The 19623-nt window shown below is 65.6% G+C and carries 18 protein-coding genes; 8 read left to right on the plus strand and 10 right to left on the minus strand.

All coding sequences use genetic code 11. The features are described from left to right. The first annotated feature begins 163 nt into the window (after positions 1-163). Genes LOY42_RS04505 through LOY42_RS04520 form a run of 4 tightly spaced genes read left to right on the plus strand, consistent with a single transcriptional unit; the run spans position 164 to position 4940 of the window. A complete protein-coding gene (locus LOY42_RS04505; protein ID WP_139668940.1) occupies positions 164-1690 on the plus strand; it encodes an efflux transporter outer membrane subunit in 1527 nt (508 codons plus the stop codon). Beyond that, positions 1687-3864, plus strand: coding sequence for an FUSC family protein (locus LOY42_RS04510; protein ID WP_258599909.1), 2178 nt, complete (start codon positions 1687-1689; stop codon positions 3862-3864). Before LOY42_RS04505 ends, LOY42_RS04510 begins: the two co-directional genes overlap by 4 nt. A 4-nt stretch (positions 3865-3868) precedes the next feature. Further along, positions 3869-4069, plus strand: coding sequence for a DUF1656 domain-containing protein (locus LOY42_RS04515; protein WP_008097766.1), 201 nt, complete (start codon positions 3869-3871; stop codon positions 4067-4069). Positions 4070-4079: 10 nt separating this feature from the next. Beyond that, positions 4080-4940 carry an HlyD family secretion protein gene (locus LOY42_RS04520; RefSeq protein WP_139668944.1) on the plus strand — a complete coding sequence of 287 codons (861 nt, stop codon included), beginning with the start codon at positions 4080-4082 and terminating at the stop codon, positions 4938-4940. A 44-nt stretch (positions 4941-4984) separates the two neighbouring features. Here the strand turns inward: LOY42_RS04520 and LOY42_RS04525 are convergent, their stop codons facing one another. The 3 genes from LOY42_RS04525 to LOY42_RS04535 all read right to left on the minus strand — a co-directional run bounded on the left by LOY42_RS04525 (position 4985) and on the right by LOY42_RS04535 (position 6361). After that, positions 4985-5482, minus strand: coding sequence for a type II toxin-antitoxin system YhaV family toxin (locus LOY42_RS04525; protein WP_258599911.1), 498 nt, complete (start codon positions 5480-5482; stop codon positions 4985-4987). Further along, a complete protein-coding gene (locus tag LOY42_RS04530) occupies positions 5479-5805 on the minus strand; it encodes a type II toxin-antitoxin system PrlF family antitoxin (protein ID WP_258599913.1) in 327 nt (108 codons plus the stop codon). Before LOY42_RS04530 ends, LOY42_RS04525 begins: the two co-directional genes overlap by 4 nt. 109 nt (positions 5806-5914) lie before the next feature. Beyond that, a complete protein-coding gene (locus LOY42_RS04535; protein WP_139668950.1) occupies positions 5915-6361 on the minus strand; it encodes a universal stress protein in 447 nt (148 codons plus the stop codon). Between the two features lie 260 nt (positions 6362-6621). Here LOY42_RS04535 and LOY42_RS04540 point away from each other — a divergent pair, with 260 nt between their 5' ends. The 4 genes from LOY42_RS04540 to LOY42_RS04555 all read left to right on the plus strand — a co-directional run bounded on the left by LOY42_RS04540 (position 6622) and on the right by LOY42_RS04555 (position 11860). Beyond that, the gene (locus LOY42_RS04540; protein ID WP_102682106.1) at positions 6622-7527 is read left to right on the plus strand and encodes a LysR family transcriptional regulator; all 906 of its coding nucleotides are present in this window, start codon (positions 6622-6624) and stop codon (positions 7525-7527) included. 278 nt (positions 7528-7805) lie between these two features. Next, entirely contained in the window at positions 7806-9347 is a 1542-nt protein-coding gene (locus LOY42_RS04545; RefSeq protein WP_102682105.1) for an MFS transporter, read from the plus strand. Positions 9348-9374: 27 nt separating this feature from the next. Beyond that, the gene (locus LOY42_RS04550) at positions 9375-10436 is read left to right on the plus strand and encodes an HlyD family secretion protein (protein ID WP_102682104.1); all 1062 of its coding nucleotides are present in this window, start codon (positions 9375-9377) and stop codon (positions 10434-10436) included. After that, a complete protein-coding gene (locus LOY42_RS04555) occupies positions 10433-11860 on the plus strand; it encodes an efflux transporter outer membrane subunit (protein ID WP_258599915.1) in 1428 nt (475 codons plus the stop codon). The genes LOY42_RS04550 and LOY42_RS04555 overlap by 4 nt, the downstream gene beginning before the upstream one ends. A 76-nt stretch (positions 11861-11936) precedes the next feature. Here the strand turns inward: LOY42_RS04555 and LOY42_RS04560 are convergent, their stop codons facing one another. From LOY42_RS04560 to LOY42_RS04590, 7 genes are all read right to left on the minus strand, one after another. Next, positions 11937-12761 (minus strand): SDR family oxidoreductase, encoded by an 825-nt coding sequence (locus LOY42_RS04560; RefSeq protein ID WP_258599916.1) that lies wholly within the window; start codon positions 12759-12761, stop codon positions 11937-11939. A gap of 133 nt (positions 12762-12894) precedes the next feature. Further along, complete coding sequence (locus tag LOY42_RS04565; RefSeq protein WP_139668954.1) at positions 12895-13359, minus strand: multidrug transporter; 465 nt, start codon at positions 13357-13359, stop codon at positions 12895-12897. A gap of 184 nt (positions 13360-13543) precedes the next feature. Next, complete coding sequence (locus LOY42_RS04570; protein WP_139669305.1) at positions 13544-14998, minus strand: mannose-1-phosphate guanylyltransferase/mannose-6-phosphate isomerase; 1455 nt, start codon at positions 14996-14998, stop codon at positions 13544-13546. Between the two features lie 35 nt (positions 14999-15033). Continuing rightward, the gene (locus LOY42_RS04575; protein WP_102682101.1) at positions 15034-15681 is read right to left on the minus strand and encodes an alginate O-acetyltransferase AlgF; all 648 of its coding nucleotides are present in this window, start codon (positions 15679-15681) and stop codon (positions 15034-15036) included. Positions 15682-15701: 20 nt separating this feature from the next. Then, positions 15702-16862, minus strand: a complete 1161-nt coding sequence (locus LOY42_RS04580; protein ID WP_139668956.1) for an alginate O-acetyltransferase — start codon at positions 16860-16862, stop codon at positions 15702-15704. 10 nt (positions 16863-16872) lie between these two features. Continuing rightward, the gene (locus tag LOY42_RS04585; protein WP_102682099.1) at positions 16873-18330 is read right to left on the minus strand and encodes an MBOAT family protein; all 1458 of its coding nucleotides are present in this window, start codon (positions 18328-18330) and stop codon (positions 16873-16875) included. Positions 18331-18519: 189 nt separating this feature from the next. Beyond that, positions 18520-19623 carry a mannuronate-specific alginate lyase gene (locus LOY42_RS04590; protein ID WP_258599917.1) on the minus strand — a complete coding sequence of 368 codons (1104 nt, stop codon included), beginning with the start codon at positions 19621-19623 and terminating at the stop codon, positions 18520-18522.

Here is a 19623-nt window from a genome sequence, read left to right on the forward strand (position 1 = left end):
GAGGACAAAATTGTGACATGAAGTAACGCTATTTCGCTTCCGACTAAAGCCGGATTATCGCTGTTTTGGTAACAAAGATTCGCAGGAATATACGCTTATCGCCAATGAAACCCGCCCCTAGAATTGCCCGGCCCCTCCACCTCTTCCTCGGGAAATCGCAGCTGTGCCGCGTCGCAACATCAGAGCGCTTAGCGCGCTCAGTGCCTGTGCCCTTTGTCTCACCTTGAGCGGCTGTATCGGAACCTGGGGCATCGCCCCGCAAAGCAAGACACTCCAAGCCAACCAACTGACCACTGACGACGCCATCCGTGAGGCTGCGCGTGACGCCCACTGGCCGGCCCAGCAATGGTGGCGCGCCTATGGCGACCCGCAACTCGACGCCTGGATCATCCAGGCCGTGGCCGGCAGCCCGAGCCTGGCGATGGCCGCTGCACGCGTGCGCCAAGCCAAGGCCATGGCGGGCGTGGTCGAGTCGGCGGAAAAGCTGCAGGTCAACGGCACTGCCACGCTCAAGCGCCATAACTGGCCGGAGGATCAGTTCTACGGCCCTGGCGCGTTGTCCGGCGCCAACACCTGGGACAACAACGCCGGCATCGGCTTGAGCTACGCGCTGGACCTGTGGGGCCGTGAACGCAATGCCAGCGAGCAGGCCGTGGACCAGGCGCACATGAGCGTCGCCGAGGCGCGCCAGGCCCAGCTGGAGCTGGAGAACAACGTGGTGCGCGCCTACATCCAGCTCAGCCTGCATTACGCCCGGCGCGATATCGTGCTGGCCGAGCTTGCGCAGCAGGAGCAGATCGTCGCCCTGGCCAAGCGCCGCCTGGACGGTGGCATCGGTACCCATTTCGAAGTCAGCCAGGCCGAGGCGCCGCTGCCGGAAACCCACCGCCAGATCGACAGCCTCAACGAAGAGATCGCCCTGACCCGCAACCAGCTGGCAGCCCTGGCCGGCAAGGGGCCGGGGGAGGGCGCGGCACTGCAACGCCCGACCCTGACCCTCGGCGCGCCGCTGAAACTGCCCTCGAACCTGCCCGCCGAGCTGGTCGGCCAGCGCCCCGACGTGGTCGCCAGCCGCTGGCAGGTGGCGGCCCAGGCCCGTGGCATCGACGTGGCCCACGCCGGGTTCTTCCCCAATGTCGACCTGGTCGGCGGCCTGGGCTTCATGGCCACCGGGGGCGGCCCGCTGGAATTTATCACCGGGCGTAAATTCAACTACAACGTCGGGCCGGCCATCAGCCTGCCGATCTTCGATGGTGGGCGCCTGCGCTCGCAGCTGGGCGTGGCCTCGGCGGGCTATGACGTGGCCGTGGCGCACTACAACCAGACGGTGATCGGCGCGTTGAAGAACATCTCCGACCAACTGATCCGACGTGAGTCGATGAAGGAGCAGGCGCATTTCGCCGCCGAATCCGTGGCCGCCGCGCAGAAGACCTACGACATCGCCACCGTCGCCTTCCAGCGCGGGCTCACCGACTACCTCAACGTGCTCAACGCCCAGACCTTGCTGTTCCGCCAGCAGCAGGTGCAGCAGCAGGTACAGGCCGCGCGTTTGGTGGCCCATGCCGAACTGGTCACGGCCCTGGGCGGCGGGCTGGAGGCGGGCAAGGACGTGCCGGACGAAGAGCGCCAGACCGCACCGAAAACGCCGGCCACCCTGGCCATCTTCGACACGCCGGATTACGCCGAATGAGCACATCGAGCTTGCCCTTGCGCTGGCTGCGGAGCCTGGAATGGCGCCGGGGTTTCTTTGCCTGGGCGCGGACCGACGGCGTCACCTGGGTCTACATCTTCAAAGTCCTGGCCGCCGCCTTCATCACCTTGTGGCTGGCCATGCGCCTGGAGCTGCCGCAGCCGCGCACGGCGATGATCACTGTGTTCATCGTCATGCAGCCGCAGAGCGGCCATGTGTTCGCCAAGAGTTTCTACCGGGTGCTCGGCACCCTGGCCGGCTCGGCGATGATGGTCGCGCTGATCGCGATCTTCCCGCAGAACACCGAGCTGTTCCTGCCCAGCCTGGCCCTGTGGGTCGGCCTGTGCTCGGCGGGCGCCATGCGCTATCGCACCTTCCGCGCCTATGGTTTCGTGCTGGCCGGCTACACCGCGGCGATGATCGGCCTGCCGGTGCTGCAGCACCCCGACCAGGCGTTCATGGCGGCGGTGTGGCGGGTGCTGGAGATTGCCCTGGGGATTCTGGTTTCGACTTTCGTCAGCGCTGCGATCCTGCCGCAATCGGCCAGTGCCGCCATGCGCAACGCCCTCTACCAGCGCTTCGGTGTATTCGCCGGGGTGGTGGTCGAGGCCCTGCGCGGCGACAGCCAGCGCGACCGCTTCGAGACCAGCAACGTGCGCTTTGTCGCCGAGGCGGTGGGCCTGGAGAGCCTGCGCAACGTCACCGCCTTCGAAGACCCGCACATGCGCCGGCGCTCAGGTCGGCTGGTACGCATGAACAGCGAGTTCATGGCCATCACCACGCGTTTCAACGCCCTGCACCGGTTGCTCGAGCGCCTGCGCGCCCGTGGCCCGTTGCAGATCGTCGGCGCCATCGAACCCGGGCTGGCCACCCTGGCCGAGCTGCTGCAGCCCTACGTCGGCCGGGCACTGACCGACGCCGACGCCTTGCGCCTGGCCCTGGAGCTGGGCACCTACAAGGAAGGCCTGCAGGCCCAGGTGCGTGGTCTGCGCGCCGAGTATCTGCAGACCCGTCCCAGCGAGGCCGACCTGCTCGACTTCCATACCGCCTTCGAGCTGCTGTACCGCTTCGTCGACGAGATGTACAGCTACGCCGAGACCCACGCCTCGCTGGCCGTGCACAAGCACGAACGCGAACAGTGGGACGAACCCTATGTGGCCCAGACCAGCTGGCTGGTATCGCTCGCCGCTGGGGTGCGCGCTTCGGCGGTGCTGTTGCTGCTGGGCAGCTACTGGCTGCTCAGCGATTGGCCCAGTGGCGGCATGATGACGCTGATCGCCACGGTCACGGTGGGCCTGTCGGCGGCTTCGCCGAATCCCAAGCGCATGGCGTTCCAGATGGCCTGCGGCACGGCGATCGGCGCCTTCGTCGGCTTCTTCGAAACCTTCTTCGTGTTTCCCTGGATCGACGGCTTCGCGCTGCTGTGCATGGTCCTGGCGCCGGTGTTCGTGTTCGGCGCGTTCCTTGCCTCGCGCCCGGCCTATGCCGGTTACGGCCTGGGCCTGCTGGTGTTCTTTGCCATCGGTTCGGTGCCCAACAACCTGACGATCTACAACCCCTACACCTTCATCAACGACTACATCGGCATGGTCATCGGCATGTTCGTCTGCGCCGCGGCCGGGGCGATCATCCTGCCGCCCAACAGCCGCTGGTTGTGGAGCCGCCTGGAGCAGGAGCTGCGCGAGCAGGTGCTGTTCGCCATCAGCGGGCGCCTGCGCGGGCTGGGCTCGGCTTTCGAGAGCCGTACCCGCGACCTGCTGCACCAGGCCTACGGCCTGGCCGCCGGCAAGCCGCAGGTGCAGAGCCAGCTGATGGGCTGGATGTTCACGGTGCTGGAGATCGGCCACGCCATTATCGAGCTGCGCAAGGAGCAGGCTCGCGCCCCGGTGCACCCGGCCTACGCCGACTCGCAGCCGTGGCGCCAGGCCATCCGCGTCATGGGCCGGGCCCTGGCGCGGTTGTTCCTGCAACCCAGCGCCAGCAACCACGAACGCGCCCTGGTGGCGGTGGACCATGCCATCAGCCGCGTGCAGGCCACCGATGAACCTTTCGCCCGGCACTTCGACACCTCGGTGCTGCGCCGGGCGCAGAGCTACCTGCATTTCATCCGTTCTTCCCTGCTCGACCCACAGTCGCCGCTGGCACCGGCGAAAGGACTGCACGATGCTCCGTGAAACCATGCCCCGCGAGATCGCCTTCCATGGCGTGTACATGCCCACCATGACCTTGATGTTCCTGTTCGCCCTGGGCCTGGCCTGGGGCCTGGACCGGTTCATCGCCAGCCATGATGGCTACCGCTTCTTCTGGCACCCGGCGCTGCTGCGCCTGAGCCTGTTCGTCTGCCTGTTCGGCGCCCTTGCGCTGTCGCTCTACTGGTGAGAATCCTGCAATGAAAAAGTTCTTCAGCCTGATCGCCACCCTGCTGGTGCTGACCGCTGCCGTGGTGATCGGCCGCCAGTTGTGGCTGCACTACATGACCACGCCGTGGACCCGCGACGGCCGGGTGCGCGCGGATATCATCAACGTTGCCGCCGACGTGCCGGGCTATGTGGTGGATGTGCCGGTCAAGGATAACCAGCGGGTGAAGAAGGGCGACGTGCTGATCCGCATCGATCCCGAGCACTATCAGTTGGCGCTGGACCAGGCCAAGGCGCTGGTGGCCTCGCGCAAGGCCACCTGGGAAATGCGCAAGGTCAACGCCAGGCGCCGCGCCGACATGGACAACCTGGTCATCTCGAAAGAGAACCGCGACGACGCCAGCAACATCGCCAGCTCCGCCCTGGCCGACTACCAGCACGCCCAGGCTCAGTTGGCCGCCGCCGAACTGAACCTCAAGCGCACGCAGATCGTTGCCACCGTCGATGGCTATGTGACCAACCTGAACATCCACAAGGGCGATTACGCCCGCACCGGCGAGGCAGTGATGGCGGTGGTGGATGAGCAGTCGTTCTGGGTGTACGGCTTCTTCGAGGAAACCAAGCTGCCCCACGTCAAGGTAGGAGATGTGGCCGAACTGCAGATGATGAGCGGCGAGCGCATCAAAGGGCATGTGGAGAGCATCGCCCGGGGGATCTACGACCGTGACAACCCACAAAGCCGCGAGCTGATCGCCGATGTGAACCCGACCTTCAACTGGGTGCGCCTGGCGCAGCGGGTGCCGGTGCGGATCCATATCGATGAAGTGCCGGAAGGGTTCCTGCTGGCGGCGGGGACCACGTGTACCGTGGTGGTCAAGCCGAACGAGGGCTGATCCCGTTCTCGCATTGACGCCATCGATGCATTGGCAGGCAGGTGTCAGCGCTTGAGGGTGGCGTTGAATCGGGCTGTTGCCGCAGCAGCTTCCTGCAACAGCTGATCCCAGTCGTCAGGCGGGTGTCCGTTACCCAGCATTCGGCGGAACACTCGATAGGCGTCGTCGCTGCTCTCGTAAGCGCGTTTGCTGTCGTCATCGTCCACCCACGCCAGCACGATGATCTTGCTGGATGCGTGATAACGGAAAAACAAGCGATATTGCTGGAAGAACTTGGCACGGAACCAGTGCTTGTGTTCCGCGCCCAGTGTGCCACCCATGCGATGGTCCGGGTTGCCGGGTGCCTGGGCAATGACGTCGAAGGCCAAGCCTCTGATGGCCTTCAATCGTTTCGCCGCATTTTTCTTCACGTACCCGACCGGGTCCTTCCTCTGAAGCACTTCGACTTTATCGATGAGCGCCTCGAGCTTGTCGAGAAAGAGGGGGTGGGCGAACACACTCCAGCCATGCACGCATAGAGGTTTGCGCCTCGTTTCAGTCATTCATCGTCCGCCGATAGAGGTTGATCGAGATCGATTTCAACGTCGCCAACCAGTGCATCCAGGCGAGCGAAAAACTCTGCATCGACAACCTTCAAACGTTGCGGGTTCGTGGCGATTTCCCGCTCCAGGAATTCGAGGAACTGCCCCACGGCAGGGTCTTCCTCGGCTGTCTCTGCGCGGGTGAGTATCACTGCTCCGTCAGGGCGGATCGAGTAGTGAATCTTGTCACGCTTTTTCAGGCCCAACGCGCGGCGAACGGTTTCGGGGACCGTTGTCTGGTAGCGCTCGGTCAGAGTCGATTCCGCTTCGAAGGTAGTAGCCATGGTCGTCAGTCCGCGAGGGGTAATATCGGCCACGGTAATGCGAGTGCATTACCTGGCCAATGCAGTTGCATTACCTCGTGTGTACTGGCTGATCAACGGTTTTCCTGGCTCAAGCTGCCCCGACCAGCACGGGCACCTTCACCCGGTCGATCACCTTGGCGCTGATCGACGGATCCAGCAGCCTGCCTAGCCGTGTCAGGTGGCGGTGGCCGATGATGACCAGTTCGCACTCCAGCTCCCGGGCTTTGGCGACGATCGCCTCCACCGGCTGGCCGGCGACCATGCAGCCCAGGCTGTCGAAGCCGGCTTCGCGCAGCATGCTTACGGCGCTGTTCACGGCGTGCTCGGCCAGTTGCTGTTCGTCGCAGGCGGCGGGGTATTCCTCCAGCTCCTGCTCGGTGTAGGCCGTGCGGTTGTCGTGCACGGCGAAGGTCGAGTCGATGGCCAGCAGCACATGCAGGGTGTGCTCGCCGGGGCGGCAGTAGCGCTGGGCGAGGGTGAGCAGGCTGGTGGCTGCCGGGGAGGCGTCGATGGCGATCAGAACCGGGTGGGGCATGGGCAATCCTTTGGAGAATGGATGGCAGTGCTGCGCTCATCGCCGGCAAGTGGCAACGGCGAACCGCGGCGCCCACAGGGAGATGCGCTGCCTGTAGGCGCTGCGGTTCGCTGCCGCGGCTTACCGGCGGTGAGGCCACACCATTGTCGATTCAATAACCTCTACGGATAAATGGTCCCCCACGCACGGCGCCATTGCGTCAGACGCAATCGGCCAACCTGTTACCATCGCGTTTCCCACAGCTGTCACGGAAAACGGCCATGCAACTCCCGGACATGAACCTGCTCGTCGCCCTCGATGTGCTGCTCGACGAAGGCAGTGTGGTGGGCGCCGCCCAGCGCATGAACCTGAGCCCGGCGGCGATGAGCCGGACCCTCGGGCGAATCCGCGAGGCCATGGGCGACCCGATCCTGGTGCGTGCCGGCCGTGGCCTGGTGCCGACCCCGCGAGCGTTGGCCCTGCGCGAACAGGTGCATGGCTTGGTGGAGCAGGCTGGCCTGGTGTTTCGCAGCCGCGATGCCGTCGACCTGGTCAACCTCGACCGCGCCTTCAACATCCGCACCAACGACTTGTTCATTGCCCTGTATGGCGCACAGTTGCTGCGCATGATGCTGGCCCAGGCGCCGCGCACGGTGCTGCGTTTCGTGCCCGAGGGCAGTGGCGATGACGATGCGGTGCTGCGCAACGGGCAGATCGACCTGATCATCAGCTCGGCCATCGAGCTGGGGCCGGAGATCAAGGTGCAGAGCCTGTTCAACACCTACTTTGTCGGTCTGGCCCGTGAGGATCACCCGATCTTCGATGCCGTGATCACTCCCGAGCGTTTTGCCGCCTACCCGCAGATCAGCGTGTCCCGGCGTGGTCGCGCCAACGGGCCGATCGACGTGTCGCTGGCCAACTGCAAGGTGGAGCGGCGAGTGGCGCTGATCACCACCAGCTTCCATTCGGCGATGTTTTCGCTGCCGGATTCGGACCTGATCCTGCCGATACCGGCCAATATCCTCAACAGCGTGCAGCGCTTGAAGCTGCCCTTGCGTTCGTTCGAGATCCCGGTGCCGCTGGAGAAGGTCAACGTGATGCAGGCCTGGCATCCGCGCTTCGACAATGACCCGGCGCACCGCTGGTTGCGGCAGACGTTGAAGGCCTGCGGCAGCATCGATCCTTGATGAGGACCGCTGCGCGGTCCATCGCCGGCAAGCCGGCTCCCACCCCGACCGCGCCGCCCTCAGGCCAAGCGCGATCCTTGTGGGAGCTGGCTTGCCAGCGATGAGGCCATTACAAGCAACACAAGACAGTTGCTCCCAAAGGAGGAGATGCTAGCTTGCAGCATTTAGCCTGGATTGCGTCTGGCGCAACATAAAGCTGCCGACAAGTCAGTTTTCGTCAGCATTCGACCTTCTTAGACTTCCCCCAGCCCTTAAAATGTTGCTGGAGATGTCTATCCATGAGTTCCCTGACCGCGCCTTCCGCCGCGCTGGCCGCCGCCCCTGCGCCGGCCGCCCCTGCGCAGACGGCGTTCGGCCTGCGGGTGGTGGTCGGGCTGTTCGGCGTGTTGCTGGCGGTGCTGTGCGCCGGGCTCAACGAGGCGGTGACCAAGATTTCCCTGAGCGACATCCGTGGCGCCATGGGCATCGGTGCCGACGAAGGCGCCTGGTTGCTGGCGGTGTACAGCGCCGCCTCGGTCTCGGCCATGGCCTTCGCGCCTTGGCTGGCGACCACCTTCTCGCTGCGCCGCTTCACCATGACCGCCGTCGGCCTGTTTGCCGTGCTCGGCCTGATCCAACCCTTCGCTCCCAACCTGCACAGCCTGATGTTGCTGCGTGTGCTGCAGGGCTTCGCCTCGGGCGCCTTGCCGCCGATGCTGATGAGCGTGGCGCTGCGCTTCCTGCCACCGGGCATCAAGATATATGGCCTGGCCTGCTATGCCCTGACCGCCACCTTCGGGCCCAACCTCGGCACGCCGCTGGCCGGGCTGTGGACCGAGTACGTCGGTTGGCAGTGGGCGTTCTGGCAGATCATCCTGCCGTCGCTGCTGGCAATCGCCTGTGTCGGCTGGGGCCTGCCCCAGGATCCGCTGCGCCTGGAGCGCTTCAGGCAATTGGACTGGCGCGGGGTGCTGCTTGGCCTGCCGGCGATCAGTTGCATCGTCCTTGGCCTGTCGCTGGGCGACCGCTGGGGCTGGTTCGACTCGCCGCTGATCTGCTGGCTGCTCGGTGGCGGCCTGCTGTTGCTGGTGCTGTTCATGTACAACGAGTGGTCCGAGCCATTGCCGTTCTTCCAGTTGCGCATGCTCTCGCGGCGCAACCTGAGCTTCGCCCTGGTGACCCTGGCCGGTGTGCTGGTGGTGTTGTCCGGGGTGGGCAGCATTCCTTCGGCGTACCTGGCGCAGATCCAGGGCTACCGCCCGGCGCAAACCAGCCCGCTGATGCTGCTGGTGGCCATGCCGCAGTTGCTCGCCCTGCCGCTCACCGCAGCGCTGTGCAACATCCGCGCGGTGGACTGCCGTTGGGTGCTGGCCGTGGGCCTGGCGATGCTGGCGGCGTCGTGTGTGGGTAGCAGCCTGCTGACCTCGCAGTGGATTCGCGGCGACTTCTACCCCTTCTACCTGCTGCAGGTGTTCGGCCAGCCGATGGCGGTGCTGCCCTTGCTGATGCTCTCCACCAATGGCATGACCCCGCAGGAAGGGCCGTTCGCTTCCGCCTGGTTCAACACGGTCAAAGGATTGTCCGCGGTGATCGCCGGCGGCCTGCTCGACGCCCTTGGCACCCTGCGCCGGCATTTTCATTCCAACCACCTGGTCGACAGCCTGGGCAACGCGCCGCTGATCGACGACAACGCCGCTGGCCTGGCCAAGCGCATCCATGAACAGGCCCTGGTGCTGACCTCGGCCGACCTGTACCTGGTGATGGCGGGTATCGCCGTCGCCATGATCTGCCTGATCCCCTTCGTGCCTACCCGGATCTTCCCGCCGCGTGCGGTGGCCTGAAGCCGGGGCTGAATTCGAGATAGAAAGATGACCAACAACCGCAAGACGCTCTTCATCGGCTCGGCACTCGCCGTGGCCGTGCTCGCCGCCCTGGTCGGCCCCTGGATGTTCGGCAGCGATCATCGCCAGCGCACCAACGACGCCTACGTGACCGCCGACTACACGGTAGTGGCGCCGAAGGTGGCGGGCTTCATCAAGGAGGTGCTGGTGGAGGACAACCAGCAGGTGAGTGCCGGCCAGTTGCTGGCGACCATCGACCCGCGCGACTACCAGGCCGCGCTCGACGCCGCGCAGGCCCAGCTGTTGGTGGCCAGGGCGCAGAGCCTGGATGCCCGCGCCACCCTCGAACGCCAGGCCTCGTTGATCGCCCAGGCCGAGGCGGCGGTGAAGGCGGCCCAGGCCGAGGCGGCCTTCGCCGACCACGAGGTGACCCGCTACAGCCGCTTGGCCGAGCAGGGCGCCGGCACCGTGCAGAATGCCCAGCAGGCGCGCAGCGGCGTCGACCAGGCCCGTGCGCGGTTGGCCAACAGCCAGGCGGCGCTGCTGGCCACGCGCAAGCAGGTGGACATCCTCAGCGCCCAGGTGGCCAGCGCCGATGGCCAGCTCAAGCGTGCCGAAGCCGGGCTGGAAAAAGCCCGGCTGGACCTGTCCTACACCCGCATCACCGCGCCGGTCGACGGCATGGTCGGTGAGCGCGCCCTGCGCATCGGGGCCTACGTCAATCCGGGGGCGCGGCTGCTGTCGGTGGTGCCGCTGGAGCGCGCCTATATTGTCGGCAACTTCCAGGAGACCCAACTGACCCATGTGCAACCGGGGCAACCGGTGAGTATCAGCGTCGATACCTTCTCCGGTGAACAACTCCACGGCCGTGTCGAGAGCATCGCCCCGGCCACCGGGGTGACCTTCGCTGCCGTGAAGCCGGACAACGCCACCGGCAACTTCACCAAGGTGGTGCAGCGCATTCCGGTGAAGATCGTCTTCGATGACGGCCAGCCGCTGTTGGCGCGCCTGCGCGTGGGCATGTCGGTGGAAGCGACCATCGATACCCACGGCGACACGCTGGCCGGCAAAGAGGTGACTGCGCGATGAGACGCCTGAGCCCTCTGCTGCTGGCCATGCTGCTGGCCGGCTGCACCCTCGGCCCGGACTTCCGGCGCCCGGACAGCGAGGCGCCCAAGGACTGGGCCCAGCTGCAAGGCGCTGCCGCGCCCAGCCAGCCGGTGGCCGAACCGCTGGAACTGCGCTGGTGGGACAGCTTCCATGACCCGCGCCTGAGCGCGCTGATCCAGAAGGTCACCGAACGCAACCTCGACCTGCGCATGGCCAGTGCCCGCCTGTTGCAAAGCCGCGCCTTGCGCAGCAGCGTGGCGGCGGACGAGCTGCCGGCGGTGGACGTGAACGCCGGGTACAGCCGTGCGCGCAACAGCGCCGAGGGGCTGAACGACCCGTCCGGCAAGTCCGGCAAGTCGGCGTACAACCTCTGGCAAGGCGACCTGGTGGCCGGCTGGGAGCTTGACTTGTGGGGGCGTGTGCGCCGCCAGGTCGAGGCCGCCGACGCGAGCGTGGCGGTGGCGGAGAACGACCGCCGGGGCGTGCTGCTGGCCTTGCTTGCGGAAACCGCCGGCAACTACATCCAGTTGCGTGCCGTGCAGCACACCCTGGACATCACCCAGGACAACCTCAAGGTTGCCCGCCACAGCCTGAAGTTGTCCGAAGGTCGTCAGGCTGAAGGGGTCGCTACCCGTCTCGACGTAGCCCAGGCCAGCGCCCTGGTTGCTTCGATCGAGGCGCGCCTGCCGACCCTGCAAGCCCGTCGCGACGACCTGATCAATGCCCTCGGCTTGCTCGCTGCCGAACCACCACGCAGCCTGCAGCGTGAGCTGCTGCAAGGTGGCGAGCTGCCCGCGCCGCAGCAGCGCTTCGCCATCGGCGTGCCTTCGGAGCTGGCCGAGCGCCGGCCGGACATTCGCCAGGCCGAGGCCCGCCTGCATGCCGCCACCGCCAGCATCGGCGTGGCCAAGGCGGACTTCTACCCGAGCATCCGCTTGTCCGGGAGTGTCGGTTTCCAGGCCATGCAACTGTCCGATTTCGGCGGCTGGGATTCGCGCCGGTTCGCCTTCGGCCCGCAGCTGTCGCTGCCGATCTTCGAGGGCGGGCGGCTCAAGGGCGCCCTGGAGCTGCGCGAGGCCCAGCAGCAGGAGGCGGCGCTGAACTACCGCAAGGTGGTGCTCGGTGCCTGGCACGAGATCGACGACGTGCTGCGCCTGTACAACGCCAGCCAGCTACGTCGTGATCACCTGGCCGAGGCGGTGCGGCAGAACCGCATCGCCCTGGAGACCGCGCAGCGCCAGTACGTGGAAGGGGCGGTGGACTTTCTCAACGTGCTGACGGTGCAGTCGGCGCTGCTGGCCAGCGAGGAACAGTGGATCGACAGCTCGGCGGCGGTGTCGCAGGCGCTGGTCGGGCTATACAAGGCGCTGGGCGGCGGCTGGCAGGCGTTCGATCAGGTTTGAAACGCATCGCGGGGCAAGCCCGCTCCCACGATGCCTTGTGTCGTCAGCGTGGGAGTGGGCTTGCCCCGCGATGACCTCAGAGCGGTCGCAACAGCCCGAAACGCTTGCGCAACACCCAATCCAACAGCCTCTGCGGCAGGACCCGGGCCATCAACGGCAACGCTGTGCTGCCATTGCCGATACGCACCAGCGCCGGCACTGGCGACTTGCGCGTGGCGGCCAGCAGGCGCTGGGCAAACACCGCCGCCGAAGTCGGTCGGTCCTGCGAGGCTCGCGCCCGGGCCTGTACCTGTTCGCGCAACGGCCACCATGGGGAATCGCTCGCCAGTACCTGCTCGGCCTGTTGCTGGGCATTGCTGGCGAACTGCGAGGCGATCGCCCCCGGCTGCACTTCCATCACCCGAATGCCGAACGGCGCCAGCTCCAGGCGCAAGGTATCGGTCAGCCCGTGCACGGCGGCCTTCGACGCGCAGTACGCACCGGCGAATGGGGTGACCAGCACGCCCGAGACACTGCCGATGTTCACCACCAGCCCACGCGAGCGGCGCAGCAGCGGGAACAGCGCGCGGGTCACGCCGACCAGGGCGAAGACATTGGTTTCGAACTGTTGGCGCATGGCCTCGACACCGCCGTCGAGCAGCGGGCCCATGGCGCCGTAGCCGGCGTTGTTGATGAGGATATCAAGGCCGCCGTGGCGGTCTTCCAGCTCGTCGGCCAGGCGGGTCAGTGCCTCGCCGTCATTTACATCCAGTTGGCGTGCGGCAAAGCCGGCGGCGAGCAGGGCGTCGACGTCGTCGGGCTTGCGGGCGGTGGCCCAGACTTCGTGGCCGGCATCGCGAAAGGCGTCGGCCAGGGCGCGGCCGATGCCGCTGGAACAACCGGTGATGAGGACGGTGGGCATGGGGTAGGCCTTAGGTGTGGGAGGGTCGTAATGCCTGCCCCGGCCCTATCGCTGGCAAGCCAGCTCCCACAGGGATCACCGAAGCCCCTGTGGGAGCTGGCTTGCCAGCGATAGGGCCGGTACAGGCAATGAATCAATTGGCGAATGTACCTTGCAGATGCTCGGCACGAAACTCCAGGGTCTGCGGCCGATACCCCGAGCGCAGCGGCGGCACCGGCAGGCAATCACTCCACTCGACGCCCGGCTGCAATTCGCCGGGACCGCGATAGCGGGGTGCTGCATAGGTATTCTCGGCAAGGTTCACGGTATCGCCGGGGGCATAGGCGGCCACGCGCCAGCGCAGTTCGGTCAGCGGCGCCTTGTTGCCGTTCTTCATGCGCACCTGCAGGGCGCGGTCGGCGGGGCACTGGTCGGGGGCGTAGGTCAGGCGAATGTCCAGGCGCGCCAGCTGCGAGGCCTCGCGGGTGTCCTGCCAGACCACCGCTAGCGCCACCAGGCCCAGGCCGCACACGGCGGCCAGGGAAATCGGCAGGGCCTTGGCCGGGTAACGCAGCAGCAGGACCAGCCAGGTGAGGATGAGCAGGGCGCCGATGATCATGGTGGGGCAGGCCTTGGTGGCGGGGGTTTGATCATCGTAGCGGGAAATGGGTATTGGCTCAAAAGCGGGAGGGCCTCGCCCTCCTTTCGCCGCTGCCCATCGCCGGCAAGCCGGCTCCCACAGGAATGTACAAAGCCTGTGGGAGCCGGCTTGCCGGCGATGGGCCGCAAAGCGGCCCCGGGGCTTACTGCGCGATGGTCTTCACCGAAACCCCACGCTCCACCGGCGTCGAGGTGCGCCCATACACATCCTCGAAGCGCTCGATGTCATCCTCGCCCAGGTAGCTGCCGGACTGCACCTCGATGATCTCCAGCGGGATCTTGCCTGGGTTGCGCAGGCGGTGCACCGAGGCGATGGGGATATAGGTGGACTGGTTCTCGGTCAGCAGGAACACGTTCTCGTCGCAGGTCACCTCAGCGGTGCCGGACACCACGATCCAGTGCTCGGCGCGGTGGTGGTGCATCTGCAGCGACAGGCTGGCGCCCGGCTTGACGGTGATGTGCTTGACCTGGAACCGCCCGCCCATGTCCACCGAGTCGTACGAGCCCCAGGGGCGGTAGACTTCCAGGTGGTTCTGGGTTTCGCTGCGGCCCTGGGCGTCCAGCGTGTTGACCAGTTGCTTGACCCCCTGAACCTTGTCCTTGTGGGCGATCATCATGGCGTCCTTGGTTTCGACCACCACGATGTTCTCCAGGCCAATCACCGACACCAGCTTGCCATTGCCGTGAATCATGCAGTTGTGGCTGTCCTGCACCACCACGTCGCCCTTCGTCACGTTGCCGTTGTCGTCCTTCTCGTGCACATCCCACAGCGACGACCAGCAGCCTACGTCGCTCCAGCCGGCCGACAGCGGCACCACGCAGGCGCGCTGGGTCTTCTCCATCACCGCGTAGTCGATGGAGTTGTCCGGGCAGCAGGCAAAGGTGGCTTCGTCGATGCTCAGCACATCGGCGTCTTCGTCGCTGCGCTCCAGCGCCAGCAGGCAGGTGTCGTAGATATCCGGATCGTGCTTTTTCAGCTCCTCGAGGAAGCGGCTGGCGCGGAACAGGAACATGCCGCTGTTCCAGAAGTAGCCGCCGGCGCGGACGAACTCGTTGGCGCGCTTCTCGTCGGGTTTCTCGACGAACTGCGCGACCCGTGCCACGCCCTCGGGCAGCAGCGCGTCCTGGCTGGAGCGGATATAGCCGTAGCCGGTCTCGGGCTTGGTCGCCGGCACGCCGAACAGCACCATCTCGCCGCGCTCGGCGGCCACGGTGGCCAGGGCCAGGGCCCGCTGCAGGGCCTTCTGGTCCTCGATCACGTGGTCGGCCGGGAGCACCAGCATCAGTTCGTCACGCCCTTCGTTGACCAGCTTCATCGCGGTCATGGCCACTGCCGGCGCGGTGTTGCGGCCGAACGGCTCCATGAGGATGGCCTGGGTTTCCAGCTTCAGCGCACCTAGCTGCTCCTGGACGATGAACTTGTGGTCCTTGTTGCAGACCACGATGGGGGTGTCCATGCCATCGAATACCAGGCGCTCGATGGTCTGCTGGAACAGCGTGTGTTCGCCGGTCAGGGCCAGGAACTGCTTGGGGAACTGCTTGCGCGACAGAGGCCACAGACGCGAACCGCTACCACCAGAAAGAATTACCGGGATCATCATGTTTCTCCAATAGTCGTTTAGAGGCAGGGGGATCAGTTGCTAGCCACGGGGCGAGTTACCCACACCGGCGACAGGCTGTTGCCGGAACCGGTGACATACAGCACGGCCGCTTCGCCGCGCTCCAGGGCGACGGGCTTGACGTCGCCGACTTTCTTGTCGCCTGCATACAGGGCAAGGTTGACCTTGACCGGATTGATTTCACGTTCGCCACGGCCCTTGGCCGCCACCGGCTTGACCACTTCGGTCTTGCCGTCGGCGGTCTTCAGGGTCAGTTGCTGGTCGCTGAGGTTCTGCACCCGCACCAGGGCTTTCTGCTTGTTCTTGAACGGTGGCTCCTCGATCAGCTGCGGGTTGCCGCCGCTGTTGTTGACCAGGGTGTAGTACTTGTCGGCGGCCAGCTTGACCGGCACGCTCTTGCCGCCGACCTGGGCGGTGTAGTCGCCGCCGGGCAGGAAGCTGAAGTCGCTGCTGGCCTGGGCGCCGACCTGCTTGATCTGGGTGTTGCCGACGCTGGCGGCGGTGGGGCTGCTGGCGGCGTTGTACAGGCGCACGAAGGTCGAGCCTTTCGGCGCGCTCGGGCCATAGAGGGCGGCGTCGGCGCCAGCGAAGGCCTGCATCGAGGCCAGGGTCAGGCCGGCGGCGAGGGTGAGGGCTTTGGCAATGGAAGTCTTGGTGGTCATGTGCGTGTTCCTCTCTATCTTCAGTGGTCCGTCCGGTTGGACGACAGGGCCAGGTTTTCTTCGGATTTGCGGGAGTTCTTCAGCTGCGCGATCCACTGCGGATCGAAAGCGCTGAGGTCGTTCTTCATTGGCAGATACCGTTCGGGGAATTCCCACACCACGACCTGTGGCGGGGCGTTTTTGAAAGCATCGCTTTGCAGGTACTTGAGCATTGGCAGCAACGGCCCGTGGCCGTCTTCGGCGTAGTTGGCGACGTCGCTGCGCAGGGCCTGTTGCAAGGCGCCGAGGAAGTTCCAGTGCGGGTTGGCGCTGTAGCTGGTGCCTACCAGCGCCACCGGGATACGACTGTCGTCGAACAGCGCGTCGCCACCTTCGACGCCCTCGGCCTGCACCGGGTGGGTCTTGCGTTGTTGCAGGGTGTCGGGAGTGGGCAGCAGGTTGCTGAACAGTGGGTCCAACGGCAGGAAGTTGGTCAGGTCACCCTTGTACGGCGCGCTGGCGCCGGCCTCGGTGATGTACGCCTGTGGCTCGCCGGTGAGCAACTGCTGGCGGTCGACGGCTTCAGCCAACGATTGCGCAACCACTTCGGCGCCCATCGGCGTCCAGTGGGTGTCGGTGCGCAGGAATACCTGGCCGCGGGCCTTGGCCTGCTCCAGCGGCGCCAGCAGGTCGGGGGCGAACACATTGGCCTGGCGCGCCTGGGCGTGGAACTGGTTGAACAGGTCGTCGTGCAGGCTGGCCGGCGTCTCCTTGCCGATGTATTCGGAATAGAGGCGGGCCTTGGCCGGGACGATCGCCAGTACCAGTTGCACGCCCTGGCGTTGCAGTGCGTCGCGCACCCCACGCACCAGGGCCAGGTTGTCCTGCATCTGTTGCTGCGCGCCGACGGTGGGGTTGAATTCCTCGTCGGTGAACAGCCACTGGTCGCGGCCCAGCACCACGCCGGGGCGGCCTTCGTTGAACAGCTTGAAGTCCAGCGCGGCCCACAGGTTGGTGCCGACGCGCTTGATCGGGAACTGCTCGTCGTAGTGGGTTTCGGCGGCCTTGGCCAGCTTGCCGTCGAGCAGGGTCATCTGCCCGGTGCGGTTGAAACTTTCCAGCCCGCCGACCGACCATGCGCCCAACCCGACCAGCAGGCCCATGAACGACAGCGAATAGGTGATACGAAGTGTCCGGTTCATGATCGGGGCCTCAGAACTGGAAGTAGAGGAAAGGCGAGTAGCTCTGCGCCGAGAGCTTGAGCACCGAGGCGACGAACAGCAGCAGGACCAGGGCGCGGGTCATGATCCGCGTCCAGTCCAGCCCCACCGACCCGTCGGCGTTGATTTGCACGGGCGTTGCCTTTGGCGTTGGCTTGGCGTTGCGGTAGAAATCACGCAGGCCGAAGAACGCCAGGCTGAGGTAGGCGACGACCAGCGTCGCGACCTGCAGGCCGGTGAGCTGGGCGCTGTTGATTTCCGACAGCTGCCAGTCGCCGAAGCTGAACATGGCGCCGTACATGCGGGCGGCCACGTGCAGGTTCTCGGCGCGGAAGATCACCCAGCCGACCACCACCAGCAGGAAGGTGAAGGCCCATTTCACCGGGTTGAAACGCTGTGGATTGGTGTCCAGACCCAGCGCGCGCTCGATGGCCAGCCACAGGCCGTGCCAGGCGCCCCAGATGATGTAGGTGAAGTTGGCGCCGTGCCACAGCCCGCCCAGCAGCATGGTCAGGAACAGGTTGCGGTAGGTGTTGAAGGTGCCTTTGCGGTTGCCGCCCAGGGTGATGTAAAGGTAGTCGCGCAGCCAGGTCGACAGGCTGATGTGCCAGCGCCGCCAGAATTCGGTGATCGACTGGCTGATGTAGGGCTGCTTGAAGTTTTCCATGAAGCGGAAGCCCATCATCAGGCCCAGGCCGATGGCCATGTCGCTGTAGCCGGAAAAGTCGAAGTACAGCTGCGCGGTGTAGGCCAGGGCGCCGAGCCAGGCATCACCGGTGGTGGGGTTCTGCAGGGCGAAGCAGTGGTCGGCGACCACCGCCAGGGTGTCGGCGATGAACACCTTCTTGATGAAACCCTGCATGAAGCGGGTGCAGCCTTCGGAGAACTTGTCCAGGGTGTGGGTGCGGTTGTTGAACTGGTCGACCAGGTCCTTGAAGCGCAGCACGGGGCCGGCGATCAGGTGCGGGAAGATCGCCACGAATGCCGCGAAGTCGATCAGGTTGCGCGTGGCCGGGGTGTCGCCGCGGTACACGTCGATGATGTAGCTGATCGACTCGAAGATGTAGAACGAGATGCCGATCGGCAGCAGCACGTGGGTGAGGATGAACGGCTCCAGCCCCATCGAGGTCATGATCGCGTTGAGGCTGTCGACCCCGAAATTGGCGTACTTGAAGTAGCCGAGGATGCACAGGTCGACGCCCACGCCGAGCAGCAGCCAGCGCTGCGCGGGCTTGGTGCGCACGCCGGCGGCGCCGACTTTCAGGCCGATCCAGTAGTTCCACAGGGTGACCCCGGCGAACAGGGCGAGGAAGTCCACCCGCCACCAGGCGTAGAAGATGTAGCTGGCAACCAGCAGCAGCAGGTTGCGATAGCGATTCCCGCTCACGTAGTACAAGCCGAGGAAAACCGGCAGGAACAGGAACAGGAACACGTTGGACGAGAAGACCATCCCGGTTCTCCTAGTTATGCACAGCACCTGGGGCACAGCGCCCCCCAAACCCCCCAACAAAAAGCTGGAAGGCAACCTAGTCCCCTGTGGGAGCCGGCTTGCCGGCGATGGGCCGCATGGCGGCCCCGGCCATCGCAGGGCAAGGCTTTGCCTTGCATCGCCGGCAAGCCGGCTCCCACAGGGATTGCGTTACTTTTTCTGTTCCGCGCTCGGGTCGTAGACCCGCGTCACATCGCCCCCCAGCCGGAAACTGTTGAACGGTTGCATGTCATGCTTGCGCTCGAGGGTGTCGCCGACGCACTGGTACAGCGCGCACCACGGTTCGAGCCAGGCGTACTTGCTGTCGATCTTCAGGTCCTTGAGGTCCTGTTTCACGCCGGCGCGAGTGTTGAAATGAACAGGGTCGCGGGCACCGGCCAGCACGCCTTCGCCGAGACGCTGCAGAGCGAAGTTGTTTTCCTTACGCAGGTCCACGCCGTTGGCCTGGGCGAAGCTGGCGATCATCGCCAGCGGCGGCAGGGCGTAGTTGTGGTAGGCCAGGGCGCGTTGCTTGCGCTTGACCTCGTTGGGCAGAAAGCCCTGCTCGTCGACCTGGTTGACGCCGACCTTGTATTCCTTCACCGCCCAGTCGAACAGCTCTTGCTGGTCGGTGGCGACGGCGGTGGCCATCACCGACCAGGCCGCCCAGTAGCTGTGGTTGTTGATCTTGTCCAGCGGCAGGTCGCTCCAGTCGCGCACGGTCTGGCGTGCCAGGCGCACAAACCATTTCTCGATCTGCTCGGCCTCGGCGCGGTGCGCCGCCAGTGGCTGCGAGTTGGAGAACTTCAGGCGCAGCCACGAGCCGCTCATGCTGCCCAAGGCCCATTTGCGCATGGACTTGCCGGTATGGTTGTAATCGGTGGACATCAACGCATCGGCCCGTGCCCAGGTGTCGAGCCAGGTCAGGGCGCAGTCCAGTTGCGCCGGGCGGCCATCGCGCATGTACTGGCCGACCATCTTGCTGACACCTTTCTCGAGGGTGGTGATGTCCTCGGTGGATTTGCGGAAGGCTTTTTCCGAGGCGACATTGAGCGTCGCCCGGGCCTTGTCCGAACCTTCGTACTTGCTGCGGAACTGCAGCGCGCCGGTATAGGGCTTGGGCGCCGCTTCGCAGCGGAAATTGCCGTCGCCGGTCTTGAGCTTCTCGATGCCCTCGTAGTAACCCTGGGGCGGCACCAGCGCGGCCTGCGCCCCGCCGCCGAACAGGGCGAGGGCGAGCAGGGCGGGTGCGGTCTTGCTGCTTATGGTGGTCAT

The organism is Pseudomonas sp. B21-023, from assembly GCF_024749165.1.
Classification (GTDB): Bacteria; Pseudomonadota; Gammaproteobacteria; order Pseudomonadales; family Pseudomonadaceae; genus Aquipseudomonas.

Excerpts from the sequence above, each read along its gene's own strand:
- LOY42_RS04510 (WP_258599909.1), top strand. The coding sequence starts at position 1,687 with ATGAGCACATCGAGCTTGCCCTTGCGCTGGCTGCGGAGCCTGGAATGG.
- LOY42_RS04515 (WP_008097766.1), top strand. The coding sequence starts at position 3,869 with ATGCCCCGCGAGATCGCCTTCCATGGCGTGTACATGCCCACCATGACC.
- LOY42_RS04520 (WP_139668944.1), top strand. The coding sequence starts at position 4,080 with ATGAAAAAGTTCTTCAGCCTGATCGCCACCCTGCTGGTGCTGACCGCT.
- LOY42_RS04525 (WP_258599911.1), bottom strand. The coding sequence starts at position 5,482 with ATGACTGAAACGAGGCGCAAACCTCTATGCGTGCATGGCTGGAGTGTG.
- LOY42_RS04530 (WP_258599913.1), bottom strand. The coding sequence starts at position 5,805 with ATGGCTACTACCTTCGAAGCGGAATCGACTCTGACCGAGCGCTACCAG.
- LOY42_RS04535 (WP_139668950.1), bottom strand. The coding sequence starts at position 6,361 with ATGCCCCACCCGGTTCTGATCGCCATCGACGCCTCCCCGGCAGCCACC.
- LOY42_RS04540 (WP_102682106.1), top strand. The coding sequence starts at position 6,622 with ATGCAACTCCCGGACATGAACCTGCTCGTCGCCCTCGATGTGCTGCTC.
- LOY42_RS04545 (WP_102682105.1), top strand. The coding sequence starts at position 7,806 with ATGAGTTCCCTGACCGCGCCTTCCGCCGCGCTGGCCGCCGCCCCTGCG.
- LOY42_RS04550 (WP_102682104.1), top strand. The coding sequence starts at position 9,375 with ATGACCAACAACCGCAAGACGCTCTTCATCGGCTCGGCACTCGCCGTG.
- LOY42_RS04555 (WP_258599915.1), top strand. The coding sequence starts at position 10,433 with ATGAGACGCCTGAGCCCTCTGCTGCTGGCCATGCTGCTGGCCGGCTGC.
- LOY42_RS04560 (WP_258599916.1), bottom strand. The coding sequence starts at position 12,761 with ATGCCCACCGTCCTCATCACCGGTTGTTCCAGCGGCATCGGCCGCGCC.
- LOY42_RS04565 (WP_139668954.1), bottom strand. The coding sequence starts at position 13,359 with ATGATCATCGGCGCCCTGCTCATCCTCACCTGGCTGGTCCTGCTGCTG.
- LOY42_RS04570 (WP_139669305.1), bottom strand. The coding sequence starts at position 14,998 with ATGATCCCGGTAATTCTTTCTGGTGGTAGCGGTTCGCGTCTGTGGCCT.
- LOY42_RS04575 (WP_102682101.1), bottom strand. The coding sequence starts at position 15,681 with ATGACCACCAAGACTTCCATTGCCAAAGCCCTCACCCTCGCCGCCGGC.
- LOY42_RS04580 (WP_139668956.1), bottom strand. The coding sequence starts at position 16,862 with ATGAACCGGACACTTCGTATCACCTATTCGCTGTCGTTCATGGGCCTG.
- LOY42_RS04585 (WP_102682099.1), bottom strand. The coding sequence starts at position 18,330 with ATGGTCTTCTCGTCCAACGTGTTCCTGTTCCTGTTCCTGCCGGTTTTC.
- LOY42_RS04590 (WP_258599917.1), bottom strand. The coding sequence starts at position 19,623 with ATGACCACCATAAGCAGCAAGACCGCACCCGCCCTGCTCGCCCTCGCC.